At 69.1% G+C, this 17,028-nt stretch carries 20 protein-coding genes; 19 read left to right on the forward strand and 1 reads right to left on the reverse strand.

Translation table 11 applies throughout. The features are described from left to right. Positions 1–7 precede the first annotated feature (7 nt). The 13 genes from G7070_RS07580 (at position 8) to G7070_RS07640 (ending at position 12,848) form a co-directional block, all read left to right on the forward strand. Positions 8–559, forward strand: a complete 552-nt coding sequence (locus G7070_RS07580; RefSeq protein WP_166233239.1) for a hypothetical protein — start codon at positions 8–10, stop codon at positions 557–559. Positions 560–998: 439 nt separating this feature from the next. Next, the gene (locus G7070_RS07585) at positions 999–1,460 is read left to right on the forward strand and encodes an ATP/GTP-binding protein (protein WP_166233240.1); all 462 of its coding nucleotides are present in this window, start codon (positions 999–1,001) and stop codon (positions 1,458–1,460) included. A gap of 56 nt (positions 1,461–1,516) precedes the next feature. Continuing rightward, positions 1,517–2,182, forward strand: a complete 666-nt coding sequence (locus G7070_RS07590) for an SAF domain-containing protein (protein WP_206080016.1) — start codon at positions 1,517–1,519, stop codon at positions 2,180–2,182. 7 nt (positions 2,183–2,189) lie between these two features. Further along, complete coding sequence (locus G7070_RS07595; RefSeq protein WP_166233241.1) at positions 2,190–3,011, forward strand: hypothetical protein; 822 nt, start codon at positions 2,190–2,192, stop codon at positions 3,009–3,011. A gap of 193 nt (positions 3,012–3,204) precedes the next feature. Continuing rightward, positions 3,205–4,530: a TadA family conjugal transfer-associated ATPase gene (locus G7070_RS07600; protein WP_246227781.1), complete on the forward strand. Its 1,326-nt coding sequence runs from the start codon at positions 3,205–3,207 to the stop codon at positions 4,528–4,530. Further along, positions 4,527–5,432: a type II secretion system F family protein gene (locus G7070_RS07605; RefSeq protein ID WP_166233242.1), complete on the forward strand. Its 906-nt coding sequence runs from the start codon at positions 4,527–4,529 to the stop codon at positions 5,430–5,432. Before G7070_RS07600 ends, G7070_RS07605 begins: the two co-directional genes overlap by 4 nt. Next, positions 5,429–6,322, forward strand: coding sequence for a hypothetical protein (locus G7070_RS07610; RefSeq protein WP_246227486.1), 894 nt, complete (start codon positions 5,429–5,431; stop codon positions 6,320–6,322). Before G7070_RS07605 ends, G7070_RS07610 begins: the two co-directional genes overlap by 4 nt. 46 nt (positions 6,323–6,368) lie before the next feature. Further along, positions 6,369–6,557 (forward strand): hypothetical protein, encoded by a 189-nt coding sequence (locus tag G7070_RS07615; protein ID WP_166230675.1) that lies wholly within the window; start codon positions 6,369–6,371, stop codon positions 6,555–6,557. Between the two features lie 10 nt (positions 6,558–6,567). After that, positions 6,568–6,957: a TadE/TadG family type IV pilus assembly protein gene (locus tag G7070_RS07620; protein ID WP_246227488.1), complete on the forward strand. Its 390-nt coding sequence runs from the start codon at positions 6,568–6,570 to the stop codon at positions 6,955–6,957. An 82-nt stretch (positions 6,958–7,039) separates the two neighbouring features. After that, positions 7,040–7,384, forward strand: a complete 345-nt coding sequence (locus G7070_RS07625) for a pilus assembly protein (protein WP_246227784.1) — start codon at positions 7,040–7,042, stop codon at positions 7,382–7,384. 4 nt (positions 7,385–7,388) lie between these two features. Further along, entirely contained in the window at positions 7,389–7,823 is a 435-nt protein-coding gene (locus tag G7070_RS07630; protein WP_166233243.1) for a TadE/TadG family type IV pilus assembly protein, read from the forward strand. Beyond that, a complete protein-coding gene (locus G7070_RS07635; protein WP_166233244.1) occupies positions 7,820–11,065 on the forward strand; it encodes a LysM peptidoglycan-binding domain-containing protein in 3,246 nt (1,081 codons plus the stop codon). Before G7070_RS07630 ends, G7070_RS07635 begins: the two co-directional genes overlap by 4 nt. A 382-nt stretch (positions 11,066–11,447) precedes the next feature. Then, positions 11,448–12,848 carry a hypothetical protein gene (locus G7070_RS07640; RefSeq protein ID WP_166233245.1) on the forward strand — a complete coding sequence of 467 codons (1,401 nt, stop codon included), beginning with the start codon at positions 11,448–11,450 and terminating at the stop codon, positions 12,846–12,848. A gap of 120 nt (positions 12,849–12,968) precedes the next feature. Here G7070_RS07640 and G7070_RS07645 read toward each other — a convergent pair whose 3' ends face one another. Continuing rightward, the gene (locus tag G7070_RS07645) at positions 12,969–13,346 is read right to left on the reverse strand and encodes a hypothetical protein (RefSeq protein ID WP_166233246.1); all 378 of its coding nucleotides are present in this window, start codon (positions 13,344–13,346) and stop codon (positions 12,969–12,971) included. Between the two features lie 174 nt (positions 13,347–13,520). Here G7070_RS07645 and G7070_RS07650 point away from each other — a divergent pair, with 174 nt between their 5' ends. The 6 genes from G7070_RS07650 (at position 13,521) to G7070_RS07675 (ending at position 17,000) form a co-directional block, all read left to right on the forward strand. Next, positions 13,521–13,982 carry a DoxX family protein gene (locus G7070_RS07650; RefSeq protein ID WP_206080017.1) on the forward strand — a complete coding sequence of 154 codons (462 nt, stop codon included), beginning with the start codon at positions 13,521–13,523 and terminating at the stop codon, positions 13,980–13,982. A 174-nt stretch (positions 13,983–14,156) separates the two neighbouring features. Then, entirely contained in the window at positions 14,157–14,756 is a 600-nt protein-coding gene (locus G7070_RS07655) for a PDDEXK family nuclease (protein WP_166233247.1), read from the forward strand. Continuing rightward, positions 14,753–15,283, forward strand: a complete 531-nt coding sequence (locus G7070_RS07660; RefSeq protein WP_166233248.1) for a hypothetical protein — start codon at positions 14,753–14,755, stop codon at positions 15,281–15,283. The genes G7070_RS07655 and G7070_RS07660 overlap by 4 nt, the downstream gene beginning before the upstream one ends. A 259-nt stretch (positions 15,284–15,542) precedes the next feature. Further along, a complete protein-coding gene (locus G7070_RS07665; RefSeq protein WP_166233249.1) occupies positions 15,543–15,890 on the forward strand; it encodes a hypothetical protein in 348 nt (115 codons plus the stop codon). A gap of 393 nt (positions 15,891–16,283) precedes the next feature. Beyond that, the gene (locus tag G7070_RS07670) at positions 16,284–16,505 is read left to right on the forward strand and encodes a helix-turn-helix domain-containing protein (RefSeq protein ID WP_223202753.1); all 222 of its coding nucleotides are present in this window, start codon (positions 16,284–16,286) and stop codon (positions 16,503–16,505) included. A gap of 78 nt (positions 16,506–16,583) precedes the next feature. Then, complete coding sequence (locus G7070_RS07675; protein WP_166233251.1) at positions 16,584–17,000, forward strand: ArsR/SmtB family transcription factor; 417 nt, start codon at positions 16,584–16,586, stop codon at positions 16,998–17,000. Positions 17,001–17,028 lie beyond the last annotated feature (28 nt).

Here is a 17,028-nt window from a genome sequence, read left to right on the forward strand (position 1 = left end):
AAACCCCATGGTGAACAAGAACACCCTCGGACGGGCCCTGCTCGCGCTCGCGCTAGCGCCCGTGATGGCTGCCTGCACGGCTGCGCCAGCATCGAGCCCTTCCGCATCCGTCGCTCCGACGCCGACGCAGACCGCTCCGACGCTGTCGCCGGCTGAGCAGGACCTCGCCAACGCCAAGCAGGCCGTGACGAACCTCTGGTCAGTCGTTGATCGCTTGACCAATGACCCCCAAGCATCACTGCAGGACCTCGACACCGTGGCGTCCGGTGAGGCGTTGGAGTTCTTCCGCAAGAACCTCACCGGTTACCGACTCGAGCAGCTCACCGGGTCGGGCAGTTCGGTTGTTGAGCTCCAGTCAGCCCAGCCGTCCGGGAACAACAGCCAGGGCGTTCCCACGTGGACCGTCACCGCTTGCGTCGACACGAGTGACACCAAGCTGGTGGACCCCTCCGGCAAGAACGTCACAGCACCGCCGTACCGCTTCCAGCACCGCTCGGTCGTGGTGGAAAGGTCAGGGGCCCTGCGGGTCGACCAAGACGAAGTGCTGGGCACATGCTGACCCGCGCGTTCGCGGCGATCGGGTTGGCTGTCGCATCGGTGCTTCTGGGAGCCGTCCCGGCGATCGCGGCCGGGCCGCCGGTGGACTGCGGCTCCGACGCTCAGTGGGACGGCCGCCAGTGCAAGATCACCGCCACCAACCCCGGTCGGTCTGGCAAGACACCGCTCAGCGGCGGTGGCGGAAGCGGGGAGTCGGCACCCCGAACCTGCGCCTACGGTTCGATCCCCATGCCTTGCCAAGATGCCGAATTCGGCTGGTGGTCGGATTCCAAGAGCTGCTACGTCCAGCTCACCAACCCCCAGCCACCGGCCACCGCGCCTGCCTGGGAAGGCCACACCGACGGCGCCATTTACGACTGCTCGCTCCCACGTTCAGGGGGTTTTGGCGGGCTTCAGTACAGGTTCTGGTCCGCCACCGCCCCGCGGGTCCTGATCCCGTCGTGTTGGCGCAACAGGCGATCGCGAGCATGAACTTGAGGCCGATCTCGATCGGGATCGTGCCGGAGGACCGACCGGGCTCGGTGGGTCTGGTCGGGATGCCGGTCTGGTTGTGGGCATCCAGCCCGGACGCGCAGTCGTGGGGCCCGATCACCCGCAGCGCGTCGGCGTCCGGAGTGACCGTGACCGCAACGGCCAAGGTCCAGCGGGTCCGCTGGCAGATGGGCGACGGCGCCGTGGTGGTCTGCGCCGGGCCGGGCACTGCCTATGAAGACCGGTTCGGCAAGAGCGACTCACCCACCTGCGGCTACACGTACAGCAAGCCGGGCACCTACACCGTCCAGGCCGAGACGCAGTGGTCGGTGGCATGGTCGGGCATGGGCCAATCCGGGACGATCCCCGTCACCTTGAACCAAGCGACCACGATCACGGTCGGAGAATTGCAGGTCCTCACGACGGGCTGACCGAGCCCTCCCCCTTCCGTGCACGCACCCCCACGAGAGCGAGCCACCCCATGTCAGTGACCACCCGCCCGTCCACCACCAAGCCGGCCGCCGCGCCGGCTCAGGAACCGCCGGCGCTGGCCACGCCACCGAAGTTGCGCCGACGACCCGTCGCCCTGCTGGTGTCGGTCGCCACCATCGTCCTCGGCTCGCTGGGCGGATTGTGGTTGTGGACCGCCGCCGGCCACACCACCGAAGTCCTCGCGGTTCGCACGCTGGTACATCGCGGTGAGGTGATCGACCGCGACGACCTGATGACGGTGCGGGTCAGCCTTGACCCGGCAGTCCAGACAGTGGCAGCCACCCAAGCGGACGCCGTCGCCGGCCAACGAGCCGCGCTCGACCTCGCACCCGGCGGCCTGCTCACCCCCAGCGACTTCGCCACCTCGGTGCTGCCGGCACGAGGAACCTCGGTGGTGGGCGTCGGCCTTGCGCCGGGCATGTTGCCAGCTGAGCCAATCGCGCCGGGCGACGCGGTGCGCGTCGTGCAGACCCCTGGCGCCCAGGGTGAGGTCGCCGATGCACCGGTGACAGTCTCGGCGACCGTGGTGGGCGTGCATCCGTCGGAGACGGGCGACCAGACGATCGTCGATGTGGTGGTCCCTGCGGAGGCCGCGGCGGATCTGGCGGCGCGGGCGGCCACCGGCAAGGTGGCTCTGGTGCTTGATTCCAGGGAGCGGTGAGTCGGCCATGGCGATCATCGCGTTGACGGCAGGCTCCGGCTCCCCGGGGGTGTCGACCACGACCGTGGGCCTCGCGCTGTGCTGGCCGCGTCCGGTGGTGCTGGTGGAGGCCGACCCGACGGGCGGGTCGGGGATCTTGGCCGGCTACTTCCAAGGCCAGGTCGCCCACGACGGCGGCCTGATCGAATTGGCGATGGCCCAACGTGAGGACCTGGTTGCCGCCGAGCTGCCGCACCAGCTCCTCGATCTGCCTGGCTCGCAGGCTCGGCTGCTGCCCGGCAGCCGCTCCCACGCCCAGGCAGGCAGCATGACCACCTTGTGGCCGGTGCTGTTGGATGCGTTACGGGATCTGGAGGCAACCGGACAGGACGTGTTGGTCGACGCGGGCCGCCTCGGCTTGGTCGGCTCTCCGGCCCCACTGTTGTACGGCGCGGACCTGACGTTGCTGTTGACGCGCAGCACCTTGCCCGCGGTGATCGCGGCCACGTCGTGGGCCGAGACCCTCCGCGACCAGACCGAGGCCACCGCCACCCGCGTGGGCGTGGTGGTGATTGGTGAGGGCCACCCGTACTCGGCCCGCGAGGTGTCCGACGCGCTGGGTCTGCCTTGGTGGGCACCCTGCCGTGGGACCGCCGCTCGGCCGCGGTCTTGTCCAGGGCCTGCGGCTCCTTCTCCAGGCGCGCTCCATTGCGCTCGGGGTTGTCGGCCTTGGGAGAGGCGATCCGCGTCCACGCCTCAGCAGGAGTGGGTCGTCCGGTGTCCCCGCTGGCGTGGTTGGCCCGTTCTGTTCCGCAGACTTTGGGAGGTTCCCGATGACGCTGCCCCTTGACGAGAGGCGACCCGACCCGCGGTCGTTGCCGTTGTTCGCGTCCCGCGCCCGGCGCGCTGACGCCGGTGAGGAGCACGTGGGGCGGCCGGCTCGGCCGCGATCGGCTTCCGGGCTGCATGCCGTGCCCGCCGGCGAGCCTTCGGGCACGCCCACCCCGCGCCGCGCCACGGGATCTGAGGTGGATTGGGAGTTGGTGGCCGCGTTCCGGTCACAGGCCTCGGAGTTGTTGACCAAGCAGCTCGGCGGCGATCGGCTGCACCTGGACAAGGCCGCTCAGGAGGCTTTGGGCCGCTCGATCATCGTGGAGCTGCTGGAGGCTGCGGCAGCGGACGCCGTGACCGCCGGCCGGCCATCGTGGACGCCTGTCCAGCAGGACGAGTTGGCGCAGGCGATCTTCAACGCCTTGTTCCGCATGGGTCGCCTGCAGCCCTTGATCGAGGATGACAGGATCGAGAACATCTCCATCGTCGGGTTCGACGGGGTGTGGCTTGACCTGGCCGACGGCAGCCGGGTCCCGGGACCGCCGGTCGCTGACTCGGACCAGGAGTTGACGGACTTCCTGACCTTCCTGGCGTCCCGGTCGGAAATTTCGGCTCGCCCCTTCAGCGAGGCCCAGCCAAAACTGCACCTCCAGCTGGATGACGGGTCGAGGCTGGCGGCCACCGCCTGGGTGAGCCCACGGCCGCTCGTGTTGATCCGCCGGCACCGGCTCACCGAGGTCAGCCTGCAGGACCTGGTTGATCGTCAGGCATTGTCGCCGTTGACCGCGTCGTTCCTGACCGCAGCGGTCCGGGCCAGGTTGTCGGTCGTGGTGGCGGGGGCGCAGGGGTTCGGGAAGACGACGATGGCCCGCGCCTTGTGTGGCGCATTCGACCCCAAGGAGTCGATCGCCACGCTGGAGTCGGAGTTCGAGCTGGGTCTGCACGAGATGCCGGACCGGCACAAGATCGTGTACGCGTGGCAGTCGCGGCCCGGCTCGGGGGAACGCGGCCCGGACGGTCGACAGTCGGGGGAGTTCACGCTGAATGAGGCCCTGCACGACTCGTTTCGGTTTACGGCGGGGCGCACGATCGTGGGGGAGGTCCGTGGCCCGGAGGCCTGGCTGATGGTCAAGGCGATGGAGTCCGGGTCGGGGTCGATCTCGACGACCCACAGCGTGAACGCGCGCGGTGCAATGCGAAAGCTCGTCACCTGCGCGATGGAGTTTGGGCCGCAGGTCACCCACGAGCTGGCCACCCGCAAGCTCGCCGAAACCATCAACCTGATCGTGCAGCTGGACATGGAGGTCGAGGAGTTGCCGGACGGCACCGAACGGCGCCACCGGTGGGTGTCCGAGATCGTCGCCATCAGCCCCGGCGAGAAGGACCTCGGCTACGCCACCACCACGGTGTTCGACGCCCATGAGGGCCGGGTCGCGGTCGCGCACACGCTCCCGGACGAGTTGCGGCGGCTGGAGCGTCACGGGTTCGACCTGGCTGGCTTCCTCACCGAGGCACGCTCGAGCGGTGTGATCGCATGACCGCCCTCCTCGCTGCGCTCTCCGGCGCCTTGGTGACCGCTGGCGTCCTGGGTGTCATCGCGTCACTCCGCCCCCGCCCGGTGGCCCCGCCCACCAACCCGCGCCGAACCGCTGCCCTGCGGCGGCGCGTCCGGAAGATCCCGACCCGCACCCGCGTGTTGGCGCTGGTCGGCTTCGGCGCCGGCGCGTTGGTCGCGGTGCTGTCGGGCTGGCTGGTCGCGGTGGTGGCGATCCCGCTGGCCGTGGTCGGTCTGCCCAGCCTGTTGCGGTCCCCGGCTGAGACGGCCCAGATCGAACGCCTCGAGGCGATGGCGGAGTGGACGAGGAACCTCGCCGGCGTCCTCACCGTCGGGGTCGGGTTGGAGCAGGCACTGGTCGCCACCCTGCGCTCCACCCCCGAACCGATCAAGCCGGAGGTGTCCAGGCTGGTAGCCCGGCTGCGTGCCCGCTGGTCGACCGAGGACGCCCTGCTGAAGTTCGCTGACGAGCTGGACGACGCGACCGGGGACCTGGTGGCCGCCTACCTGATCCTGGGTGCCCGGCGACGCGGCGCCGGCCTGGCCAGCGTGCTGCAGGGGTTGGCCGAGTCGGTGGCCGACGACGTCACCGCCCGCCGCAAGGTCGAAGCTGACCGGGCCAAGCCCCGCGCCACCGCCCGCAACGTCACCTTGATCACTCTGGGGGTGCTCGGGTTCCTCGCCTTCAACGGCCAGTTCATGGCCCCCTATGGCACCCCGCTGGGCCAAGCACTGCTGGCGGTGTTGCTGGGCGCGTACGCCGGCACATTGGTCTGGCTACGGCGGATGTCGGTGGGTGAGCCCCTCCCGCGGTTCCTCGGCGAAAGCCAAGGCTTCGCCGCTGAAGTCGATCTGGTGGCGGACCGTGCGGGGAGGGCGTCATGACTGGCGCCCAACTCGCCCTTGCCTCCGGCGCACTGATCACCCTCGGGCTGGTACTCGCGGTGTGGCGGCTCGTGCCCGCTGCGCCGGACCTGGGCGACGTCGTCGAGCGGCTGTCGCCCACCTACGGACGCCGCCGGCGCGGCGCCGTTGACGTGCCGGTCACCGGCGGCAAGGAGCGTGTCGGCCTCTGGGCGATGCGGAACCTGCCGGGCGGTGTGTGGGGCAGGGTGCCCAACCGGGAACTAGCGCTGCTGCGCATCAGCCTGCCGCGCTACTACGGTGAGAAGATCACCTTCGCGCTGCTCGGCTTGGTGTTCCCCAGCGTGCTGGTGTTGGTGGTGGGACTATTCGGCTTCCAGGTACCGGTGGTCGTGCCCGTGGCCGCGAGCCTCGCCCTGGCTGGGGCGTTGTGGTTCCTACCGAACCTGAACGTCCGTGACGATGCCAAACGGGGCCGGCTGGAGTTCCACCGCGCGCTGGGCGCGTACGTCGACCTGGTCGCCCTCGAACGCAACTCCGGCTCGGGGCCGAGGCAGGCGATGGAAGCGGCCGCCGGCATCGGCCACAGCTGGGTCTTCCACCGCGTCGGCGAAGAACTCGCCCGATCCCGCTGGTCCGGCCAAGCACCCTGGGACGCGCTCACCACGCTGGCTGACGAGGTCGGCGTCCCAGAACTGGCCGACCTGGCCGACATCATGCGCCTGTCCGGGAGGAGGGCGCCCAGGTGTACGCCACCCTCAGGGCTCGCTCCACGGCGCTCCGCACCGCCCTGCTCACCAACGCCCAGGGCAAGGCGAACGAGTTGTCCGAACGGATGGTGGTGCCCGGCAGCTTGCTCGGAGTCGTCTTCATCGCCCTGCTCGTCACCCCGCCCCTGCTCCGCCTGTTGACCTCCTGACCTCCCGCAACAACCCAACCCAACCGAGAGGAAACCCCATGTTGACCACCCGCCTGATGACCACGTTCCTGCTGATCAAGGCTTGGCTCGACCCGAAGCTCCGCGACGAGCGCGGCAGTGTCAGCACCGAACAGGCCGTGATCACCGCGGCAGTCGTGCTGCTGGCCATCGCGATCGGCGCCGCGATCACCGCGTACGCCCAGGGCAAGATCGCCGCCCTCGGCTGAACGCAGCATCGTGAAGGGTCCCCGGTCCTTCCGCGCCGACGAGCGCGGTTCCGCGTCGGTCGAGTTGGTCGTCCTGATGCCGCTGCTGCTGCTGATCCTCTTCAGCGGCGTCCAAGGAGCGGTGTACTACCACGCCAGCACGCTCGCGTTGGCGGCGGCCCAAGAGGGCGCCCGCGCAGCCGCGCGCGAGAACGCCACCCTCGCTGCGGGAACCTCCGCAGCGACCGCGTTCGTGACCGACACCGCTGGGGACTCCCTGAGCTCCGTCGCGATCACCGGATCACGCACGGCCGTTACCGTCACCATCACCGTCCGTGGGTCCAGCCTGAGCCTCGTACCTGGCTGGACCCCCACGGTGGAACGTTCCGCCAGTCTTCCCGTCGAACGGATCACCCGATAATGCCCAGAATGAAGCGGGACGAGCGGGGTCAGCCGCGGTCGAAGCCGTCATCGGCGTCCCCGCGCTGCTGCTGCTGGTCGGCCTGCTCGTCCTCGGTGGCCGCACCGCGATCGCCCAACAAGCCGTTCAGGCCGCCGCCGCGGACGCCGCTCGATCGGCCTCCATCGCCCGGACCCCGGCCGCAGCACGCAGCAATGCGAGCCATGCTGCCCACAGCAGCTTGGCCAACCAGGACCTCGACTGCGCCACCACTTCGGTGAGTGTCGACACCGCGGCGTTCGGCACCCCGGTGGGGACGCCGGGACAGGTGTCCACGACCGTGACCTGCGCGCTGCGACTGGACGACATCGGGCTGCCGGGACTCGGCGGCACCAAGACCATCACTGCCACCATGTCCAGCCCCTTGGACACCTACCGGGGAAGGTGACCCCATGACCGTTCGCACTCGACGTTGCCATGACGAGCGCGGCTCGGTGAGCGTCTGGCTCGCGTTGGCCGCATTGACGATGGTGTTGTGCGTCGGGATCGCCGTCGATCTCGGTGGTCACGTCCATGCCCAGCAGCGGGCCCGCAGTCTCGCCGCCCAAGCTGCCCGCACCGCCGGGGAGGAAGTCGCGGCCGCCCAAGCCGTCCGCGGCCAGACCCCGACCGTCGACGTCGCGGCCGCCAAGCAAGCTGCATCGGCCTACCTCGCTCAAGCCGGGGTCACGGGCAGCGTGGGTGTCCGGTCCGGGAACGTCCTGGAGGTCACCGTGACCGACAGCTACACCCCGATGTTCCTCACCTCGATCGGCGTGCGCTCCCTCACCGTCACCGGCCACTCCACGGCCCGACTGGTCCGCGCTGTGCAAGGCACCGAACGATGATCCGGCAACGACTCACCGGACTGGCCGCCACCGTGGGCATTGCCGTCCTGCTTGTCGGCCTGCCCGCCCTCCTGCTCCAAGTTGGCCTCGGCAACCTGCCGACCATCACCGACTGGAGCGACGTGGTTGCCCTGCTCCTGCGACGCGATGACGGCACTCTCGCGCTGGTGGTGATCAAGGCCCTCGGCTGGGTCACGTGGGCGATGCTGGCAGGACTGATCCTCTTGGAGATCGTGACCCGGATCCGCGGCGTCCAACCCCGCGATCTACCCGGCCTCCACCTGCCGCAGGTCGCCGCCCGCCAGCTCGTCGCGGCCGCGGCGGCCCTGTTCGTTGCCCTGCCAGGCCCCACGCTCGCGTATGCCGATCCCCTCCCGGCGCCCACGTCCATCGTGACCGCGCCTCCCACGCCGCAGGTCACCGCCTCCCACACGGCGCCTCACACCGTCGAGGACACCGCGCCTCCGGTTCAGACCAGGCAGCACACCGTCAAGCGCGGCGAGTCGCTGTGGTCGATCGCAGCCGCCGAACTCGGCAACGGACGCCGCTACACCGAGATCGCCGCCCTCAACACCCGCCTCCTCGACGGCAAGGGAGACGACTTCCTTCGTGCCGGCTGGGTCCTGGCCCTCCCCGTCGGCGGCACCGACTCCACCACCAACCAAGCTCCCACCGAGACCTACACGGTTCGCGAGGGCGACACCCTCAGCGAGATCGCCCACGACCACCTCGGCGACGCCCAAGCGTTCCCCAAGATCGTCGAGGCGTCCCGGACCATCACGCAACCCGGCGGCCGCCACCTCACCAACCCTGACGTCATCGACGTCGGCTGGACCTTGGCGATCCCTCAGCCGAGACCCGACACTGGCCAGAATCTGGCACCAGTTGCACCACCCACCCAACCGACGCGCGACGCGGTGACTCCGGAGCCGGTCGTGGAAGAGCCAGTCACGCACGAGCTCCCCGCGCCAGCTGAACCGGCGGTGATGCCTGCAGCATCGCCCATCCCGTCCGCCCCCGAACCGGCGCCGGTGCAGACGACCCGAGCCGTCGAGGCGGCCGACACCTCCACCGTGACCGTGGACGAGGCGGCACCCATTCCCGGCTGGCTGGTGCCCGGGCTGGTCGGTGCGGGCAGCCTCCTGGCCGGATCTCTCTGGGTGGCGTTGGGCCACCGCCGTGCCGCACAACTGCGCGCCCGGCGTCCCGGCCGGATGATCGCCACCCCGCCCCCCGCACTCGACCCGATCGACAAGACGCTGCGTACCGAAGGTGCCTCGGCCGCGCTGGACGTCGCCTTCCTCGACGAAGCACTCCGGCGCCTGGCGTCCCGTCGCGGTCGAGCCGGCGAGCCCATGCCTCACCTCGCCGCCGTGGAACAGGCCGACGACGTGATCCGGCTGCATCTCGCCGACCCGGCCGACCTACGCGAACCCTGGCGGCACGCCCCGGACCGGCTGCGCTGGGAACTCCCTATCCAGAGCGACCTCGTCGAGGTGGGTCCGCTCGACGGTGCACTACCCGCGCCCTACCCGCAGCTGGTCACCCTCGGCCTGGACGAGGGCGGCCACCGCTGGCTGTACAACCTCGAAGAGGCCGGCGTCCTTCGTGTCATCGGCGACCCCGATCGGGCACGCGACTTCGTCCGCCACGCCGCAGCTGAGCTCGCGGTCCACCCCTGGACCCGAGACGTCCACGTCGAATGCGTGGGCATCGCTGCCGAAGCCGTCGCCTTCAACCGACGACGCGTCCGCCACCACGACACGGCCGACATCACCGCTCACGTCATTGCCGACACCGTCGCCATGATCGACCGCACTCGCGAAGCCGGTCTGGACATCCACACCGGCCGCGCCACTCTGCTGGACGACCCCCTGTGGGACAGCCGGCTCCTCCTCCTGGACACAGACCGCACCGACCTCACCGAACAACTGGCCCGTCTCCTCAACGACCAACCCCGCCAGACAGGCACCGCGCTCATGATGATCGACGTCGACGGAGGTCACGAAGACATCGACGCTGAGGTGCTCCGGGTCACAGGTGACGGCCGCCTTCAGCTGCCCGGGGTCGGGCTCACGCTGACCGCCGCCGGGCTCACCGCACGGGATACGGCCGGGTGCGCCGCGATCTTCGCCCAAGCCGACGAGCCCGACGTCGAGTACCCCCAGCACCCCGAACCTGCCGAGGGATGGAGGGCCCACACCAACCAAGCAGGCCAACTGTTGCCGGAGCACATCGTCGCGCGTGACCAAGTCCCTGACGAGCCTGTCACCAACGTGCTGCCCGAGATCGATGAGGTCTACGTCGACGCCGCGGCCGTCACTCCTGACGACCTGACCGCCCTCGCCCCCCACATCCCCGAGAGCGTCCGCGAGCTGGTTGAACAAGACGACCCGACCCTCGACGACGACGTCAGCACGTGGTTCGATCCGAGCTGCGACCTGCCCAAGCTGATGCTGCTGGGTCCCCTCACCGTCCGGGTCGCCCCCACCGGGACGCCAACCGCAGCCGTGGACCGCAAACCCTACTTCAGCGAACTGCTCGCGTTCCTGGCCACCCGCCCGCACGGCGCTACCACTGAGGAAGTCGCCGACGCCATGGGCATCCCCTCCGGACGCGTCCGCAAGGACGTCCTCGCCCTCCGCACCTGGCTGGGCGTCAACCCGCGCACCGGCCGTCCGCACGTGCCCGACAGCCGCCAAACCACAGCAGCGAGCGTCCGAGGACGAGCTGCTTATCAAGTCGAAGACCTTCTGGTCGACGCGGACCTGTTCCGTCGCCTCCGCGCGCGGGGTGAGGCGCGAGGTTCTGCCGGCCTGGACGACCTTCGTCGGGCCCTGAGTCTCGTCAGCGGCACGCCATTCGGACAACTCCGCCGGAACGGTGGCACCTGGCTCAGCGAAGGGCAGCGGCTCGACCAGGTCCTCCTGTGCTCGATCGTCGACGTTACCCACCTCGTCACGACTGCCAGCCTCGCCCTGGGCGACCACGCCGCGGCCCAAAAAGCTGCCCAGCTCGCCGTCCGTGTCGCGCCAGCCGAGGAGACCGCCCAGCTGGATCTCGCCGCCGCGCTTGCGTCCCAAGGACACCATCGCGCCGCCGAACAACTGCTCCGCGAGAACGTCTTCGACCGCAGCGACGACGAAGATGAGGCCCCTACCGAGATCCCCGCCCGCACCGAACAGATCATCGACAACAACCCCAAGTGGCTCGCCCGTCGAAGCACCAGAGCGTCAGCCTGATGAGCGGGCTGCCATGGATGGGCCCTCCTACCCCTGCATCGGGACGCCGTTAGCGTCATCGCACGCACCGGCAACGCCCAAATCGGGATCACTGGATGGGCGGCGTGCGAGGTGGCCCAGATGGGGGAACGAGCAGCAGCCAGGAAGCCAGGCGCCCCTCGCGGCCGCGCTCGAATCCCGACATTCGACGCCCCCGAGCGGGATCGCCTGCCGCGTGTAGTCTCGTGGGGTCAGCGGCGCGCCCTGTGTGTTCTCCTGGGGGTGGGTAGGACCCGGGGCGCCGTCGCTGGCCACCCACGCTGACCGTCCACCATCTCGGAGAGGTGAGGATGACGTCTCCCCCGCACGGCGTTTCCGTTCGCCACGGCGAACGACGATGGCCATGCGCACGGTGATCGGCGCGGACGGCGTCCGACACCCGGTCAGCGCGGAGGTGGAGGAGTTCCTCGCCGGTCTGGATGACCTGTCGGTGCGCGAGCTTGTGCTGGTGTTGGCGTCCTACAGTCCCGAGGCCATGCGCGCGCTGCAGCTGCTGGCCACCCCCGACAACACCCACGTCGAAACCGAGCTCGTCAGGATGGTCGACGCCGCCATCTCGGGCGTCGACCTCGATTATGGCGATCCCTTCTCCTATGACGAGGACGATGATGACGGCATCACAGCCGTGGACGAGGTCCTCGACGAGTTGGAACGCCACCTCGACCAGGGCGCACACCCCATTGTCGGACAGGTGCTGGAGCACCTCCTCGCCCGGATCGGCGACCTGGGTCAGTCAAGCGACAACGCTGGCGCACTCGTGGGTGTCGCCGAGCGCGCCTGCGAACTGTATGCCCGCGCAGTGGAGGGACACCCCGACCCCACCGCGCTGGCCCGCTGGATACTCGGGTTCCGGATGGAGTACGGCTGGCCGTCCTTGACTCTGGCTACCGTCGCCCACGCCCTGGACGACCCGGCCTGGGTGGCCTACCGCGACAGGGTCGCCGCACTCGCTGGTAACGCGCCGGCGGGTGACCCGTACCGCGATGAGGTGGCGGCCATGCTGCTGGAACTGGCCGACCACGATGGGGACACCGACGCCGCTGTCACCCTGCTGTCGTGTGGACCCACCCCCTATTACGGGGAGATCGTGGGCCGGCTCCAGGCCGCCGGACAGACGGCGTTGGCCCTGCACTGGCTCGACCGTGCCGTCGCAGCCCACGCCGTCGGCCACCCATGGCAGGCCTTGCACACCACGGTTTCCGCGCCGGTCGCGACCCGCGCCTACCTGGACGCGGGGCGTCCCGACGCAGCCCTCGCGGTGGCCCGAGACCAGTTCGCCGTCGACCTCAGCGAGACCGCCTACCGCCTGTTGTGCGCGGTCGCCGACGAGTCAGGCGACCTGGCCGAACAACGCACTTGGGCCATCGAGGAGGCCACCAGCCGCGCGGGCGCCGGCGGCCACCATTTGATCTGGCTCCACCTGAGCGACGGGAACCTCACCGACGCCTGGGCAGCAGCGGACGCCCACGGTGCCGGTCAGGCCTGGCGCGAACTCGTGGACGCCTCCGAGGACGACTACCCCCTCCGCGCCGCACGGTTGTGCCTGGCCCAAGCAGAGGCGCAACTCACCACTCCGAACTCGAAGCAGTACCCGTCAATCGTCGCTCTGCTGGTGCGGGCGCGCTCCCTGTACGACAAGGCCGGGCACAACGAGGAAGCAGTCAGCCACCTCATCAGGCTGCGCGAGGCCTACCGGCGCCGACCTGCCCTCATGGCAGAACTCAACCGCGCCCACCTGCCCTGATGACCCCCCGCGCCACACCCACCAGGCTGTATTCCCGCACCAGGATCCGCGGCGTGTGTGACTCTCCCACGCGCGGCGCGGCGCGGCGCTGCGGATGCGAGTGGTCGCTGTCGTGCTCCGCTATCGCCGGCGGGCCACCTCGGCCCGGAGCGCGCGCGGCCCGAGAGTCGTCACGCCGAGGGGATCGAGCCGTGACAACAGGCCACGGTCGGCCGATGCCACCGTGACTGCGTCGCCGCTTGCCGTGTGGTCGCGGCACTGTGCGACGACTTCGTCGTCCCCCACACCTGGCGCGTGCACGGTGGTGACACCCGCAACCTCGCCCTCCGGCACGCCAGCTCCAGCGCTCCCCTCAAGCACCAGGACGACCCAGTCGAACGACAGGTCCGCGTTCTGGAGCCCAGCATGGAGCCTCGCAGCCGCCCCCGCCCGGTCACGCCACCAACCGTCGGGGACAGAACCAACGACATTCGCCCCGTCAACCACCAAGACCTTCACCGGACGATCCTTCCACCTGATCCTCCACACCAGGAGCGGCTGATCAGGTCGTTGGCCGTCACCGTGAGATCCCGCTGATCTGGCGCCTCCGAGGTCCCACAGACGGTACGTCAGGGCCCCGCCAGGCGAGTGCGGATCCATGCCGAAAGTGCCAACCACCGCGATACTTCGGGGATGGACTCCAAGTCGCCGCGCTCGGCCGAATCGCTCCAAGGCCGGTCCTCCCCGCTCAGGACCGGGGGTCGCTTTCTGCTCGGCGGGTTCTTGGCGACTGCCGGGATCGGTCACCTCACCAGCCTGCGGCAGGAGTTCCAGGCTCAGGTGCCGCCGTGGATCCCGCTGGACCCCGACTTCGTCGTCGTTGCCTCTGGCGTGGTCGAGGTCGGACTCGGGGCCGTGCTTCTCTTGGCGCCGCGTGCCCTGCGTCCGGCGCTCGGCTGGGCGACGGCGGCGTTCTTCGTGGCTGTCTTCCCGGGCAACGTCGCGCAGTACCTGACCCGTCGAGACGCCTTCGGGCTCAACAGTGACGAGGCACGACTGGTGAGGCTCTTCTTCCAGCCGGTCCTCGTGGCTTGGGCATTGTGGGCGACCGGAGCTTGGAACGCATGGCGGACCTCTCTCCGTGCGAACCGCTGACACCAACGAACGCTGCGCCCGTCGGGCAGGACCAGCCCACCAGACCCCGATCGAGTGAGGAACCGCGCGCCCGCAGCGGCAGAAGCGGTCGTTCGGAGCGGGCAAGTGGCCGTCGCTGTGACTTGGATGCCTCCGGAGGAGCTGCCGATAGAGTGCGGTCGAGAGGGAGGCCCGATGCCGCGTCGTGTGTTGGTAACGCGCTCTGAGCAGTCGTTCGACCTGATTGAAGCGCCCGCGCCGAGCGAGCACCACCTCCAGGAGGTAGTGAAGACGAGCCCCCAATTGATTCCGGCTGACGACCTCGGGCTCGACGGGGATCTCTTGGTGGTGGGCAGGGAGACGAGTCTCGCCTCGGGCTATATCGATCTGCTTTGTTTGGCGAGGTCAGGTGACCTGGTGCTTGTCGAATTCAAGACCGGCCCGCAGAACCCTGATTTCCGCCATGCCTTGGCGCAGGCGATCGACTATGGCTCGGATCTATGGCGTCTCAGCGTCGAGGACTTCGACCGCGGCGTGGTTCAACGGTATCTCGCCGGCGGGAGAGTGGACGCGGCCTTCCGCGGTGCACGAACGTTGTCCGAGGCGATCGAGCGGACCTCATGGGACCTGACCAGTGATGATCGAACGGCGCTCTTCGAACGGCTCACCGAGGTGCTCCAAACAGGCGATTTCGCCTTTGTTATCGCCGCGCAGCGATTCACCGACTCGATGAAGAACAGCCTCGACTACCTTAACGCCACCATGCGACGCGGGCGCTTCACCTCGTGGAGGTGATCCAGCTGACCGGCGCAGAGCTCATCGCACACGCCACCCAGGTCGTTGCAGCACCAGCACGCTGGAACGCTGCCCGATCAACAACAGAAGGCGCAAGGAAGGATGTCGAGGAGGCCGAGTACCTCTCCAGCATCGGAGATCCCGCATACCGCGACGCGGTTCGCAGCATCATCGCACGGTGCGAGACCCTCGGCATTGAGGTGAAGTGGCGCTCACGCGGAGCGGCGCTGCGCATCGACACACCTGATCGCCGCCAACCACTCGCGATCGGGTGGGTGCTTTCCGAAGGGAGCCATTGGCAAGCGGCGCGGTACGTCACCCTCGGCGTAGACCCGACGTCGCTGGCACAGACCCCGTCCGTCGCCAACGCCGTCCTCGCGTACGCCGAGCGTGTGAAGTCGATCCCAGGAGGGGTAGCGCCAAAGAGCGCACTCAACGCAGCAACGTTCCCTCCGGCAGTCCTGCCGGGAGTGCTTGGCGAAGTGGACGGCGCACTCACAGCGCTCGTCGAACAGCTCGGCGCCTAGCGGCAGCACCCAAGCTCCGGAGTGCGTCTGGCGCCCGTGGCGCCGGGCCGCGGTGGTGCGGGTGCGGCCAATCTCAGAAGCGGCCATGACTGGCTCCAAGCTCTCCAGGGCGGAATCTTGTACGGGAAGACTAAGCATGGATCTTGGGGATTTCGAGCCCCATCCCTTCCGAACGTTACCACATCTACACCGTTTAGCGGTATAGATTGCTGATCGTGTCTCGTCTCCCCTTGCCGCGGACCACTGAAACAATGGGCGCGTGCCTGCCTACTCCGACGCCCCGCTCCCTGTCGGGTTGGACGCGTTGGTCGGCATGGGCATGAACCGCGTCAAGCTCGCCATCGCCGTCGCGCTGGCTGAGCACGGCGGCACCCTGAGTACCCCCGGCCTGGTCGCTGCGCTGGAGGGAACCGTCGCCGGCACCACGATCGTTCGCAATCTCCATGAACTCGAAGACCACGGCTACGTCAGCGGCGACCCTCCCCTCAGGGACCGCCGACGGCGCCTCACGCGCTGGACGCTCAACAACGCCAAGCTCCACGCGGACCTACGGGCGCTCATCCAGGCCACCACACCTTCCGCCCAATCCCCGACTGCGGCAGGTTGACGGGCGGCCGGGTGCAGTTCCAATCACCGAACGGGAACCGGTGCGTGCGAGTTGGGCTACGGACGCCGCCTGCCCCCCGACGCAAACGGCCTAACTCCTTCTTCACAAGGCGTGACGTTCGCGTGAGGCCGTGCCCAGCGACAGGGCGGTTGTTGGGCACGGTCACCGGGCCAGCCGTCCGGCACAAGAACGGCCTGGCCTTGACCTTGGTGCCGTTAAGGCCTCGCGGTGCGCGCAACCCCGCTCCCACAAGGGATGACTGCTCGTCGCTCGCCCAGGAAGCGACCTGGGGAGTCATCGGAGACCGAGCCGGGGCTGCGGCCAGGAGTTCGTCGAGCTGGTCTTGTGTCCCTAGAGGCCCACGTGGGCCCAGAAAGGGACAGCGCCATGACCATGCGAACCTACGAGTCGTTGCCCACGGCCGCTGCGCGCATCGGGGTCAGCGTGAAGACCATCCGCCGCCGGATCGCCGAGGGCGTCCTCCCCGTGTACCGCTGCGGCCGCATCCTCAGGCTGGACCCAGACGACGTCGATGCCATGTTCAGCCGGTATCCCCAATGGTCGACAGCGCCGCAGGCCTCAGCGAGGGCCCGGACCGCTCAACGGGCCTCATAGCCTGGCTCGACGGAACGGGCAGCCAGTCCCGCTTGAGCACCACGCGACACTAACGATGCATGACGCTACTATCGTCACATGACGATACCGACTGGCGCTGAGAGTGCGCCCGATGGTGGCGACCTGCAGGTCGCGGCTGCCTTGTTCCACAGCCTGTCCGACCCGTCTCGGCTGGCCATCTTGCAGCACTTGATCTTCGGAGAACATCGAGTCCGCGATTTGACCGAGCACCTGGGGTTGGCGCAATCGACGGTGAGTGCCCACCTGGCGTGCTTGCGGGAGTGCGGGCTCGTGGCGTCGCGTCCACAAGGGCGGGCATCGGTCTTCTCGCTGGTGAGCGCACCGGAGTTGCTGGCGGCATTGGCTGCAGCGGAGCGACTGCTGGCTACCACCGGCCAGGGGGTGGCGTTGTGTCCGAACTACGGGGTGGGCACCACGACGAACCCCACACCGGAAGAGCTGAAGGTACATGCCACGGTCGGGGCGGACCGGTGAGCGGGCAGGAGGATCCGCACGGCGACGA

The sequence above is a fragment of the Propioniciclava coleopterorum genome (genome assembly GCF_011393335.1).
Lineage (GTDB): Bacteria > Actinomycetota > Actinomycetes > Propionibacteriales > Propionibacteriaceae > Propioniciclava > Propioniciclava coleopterorum.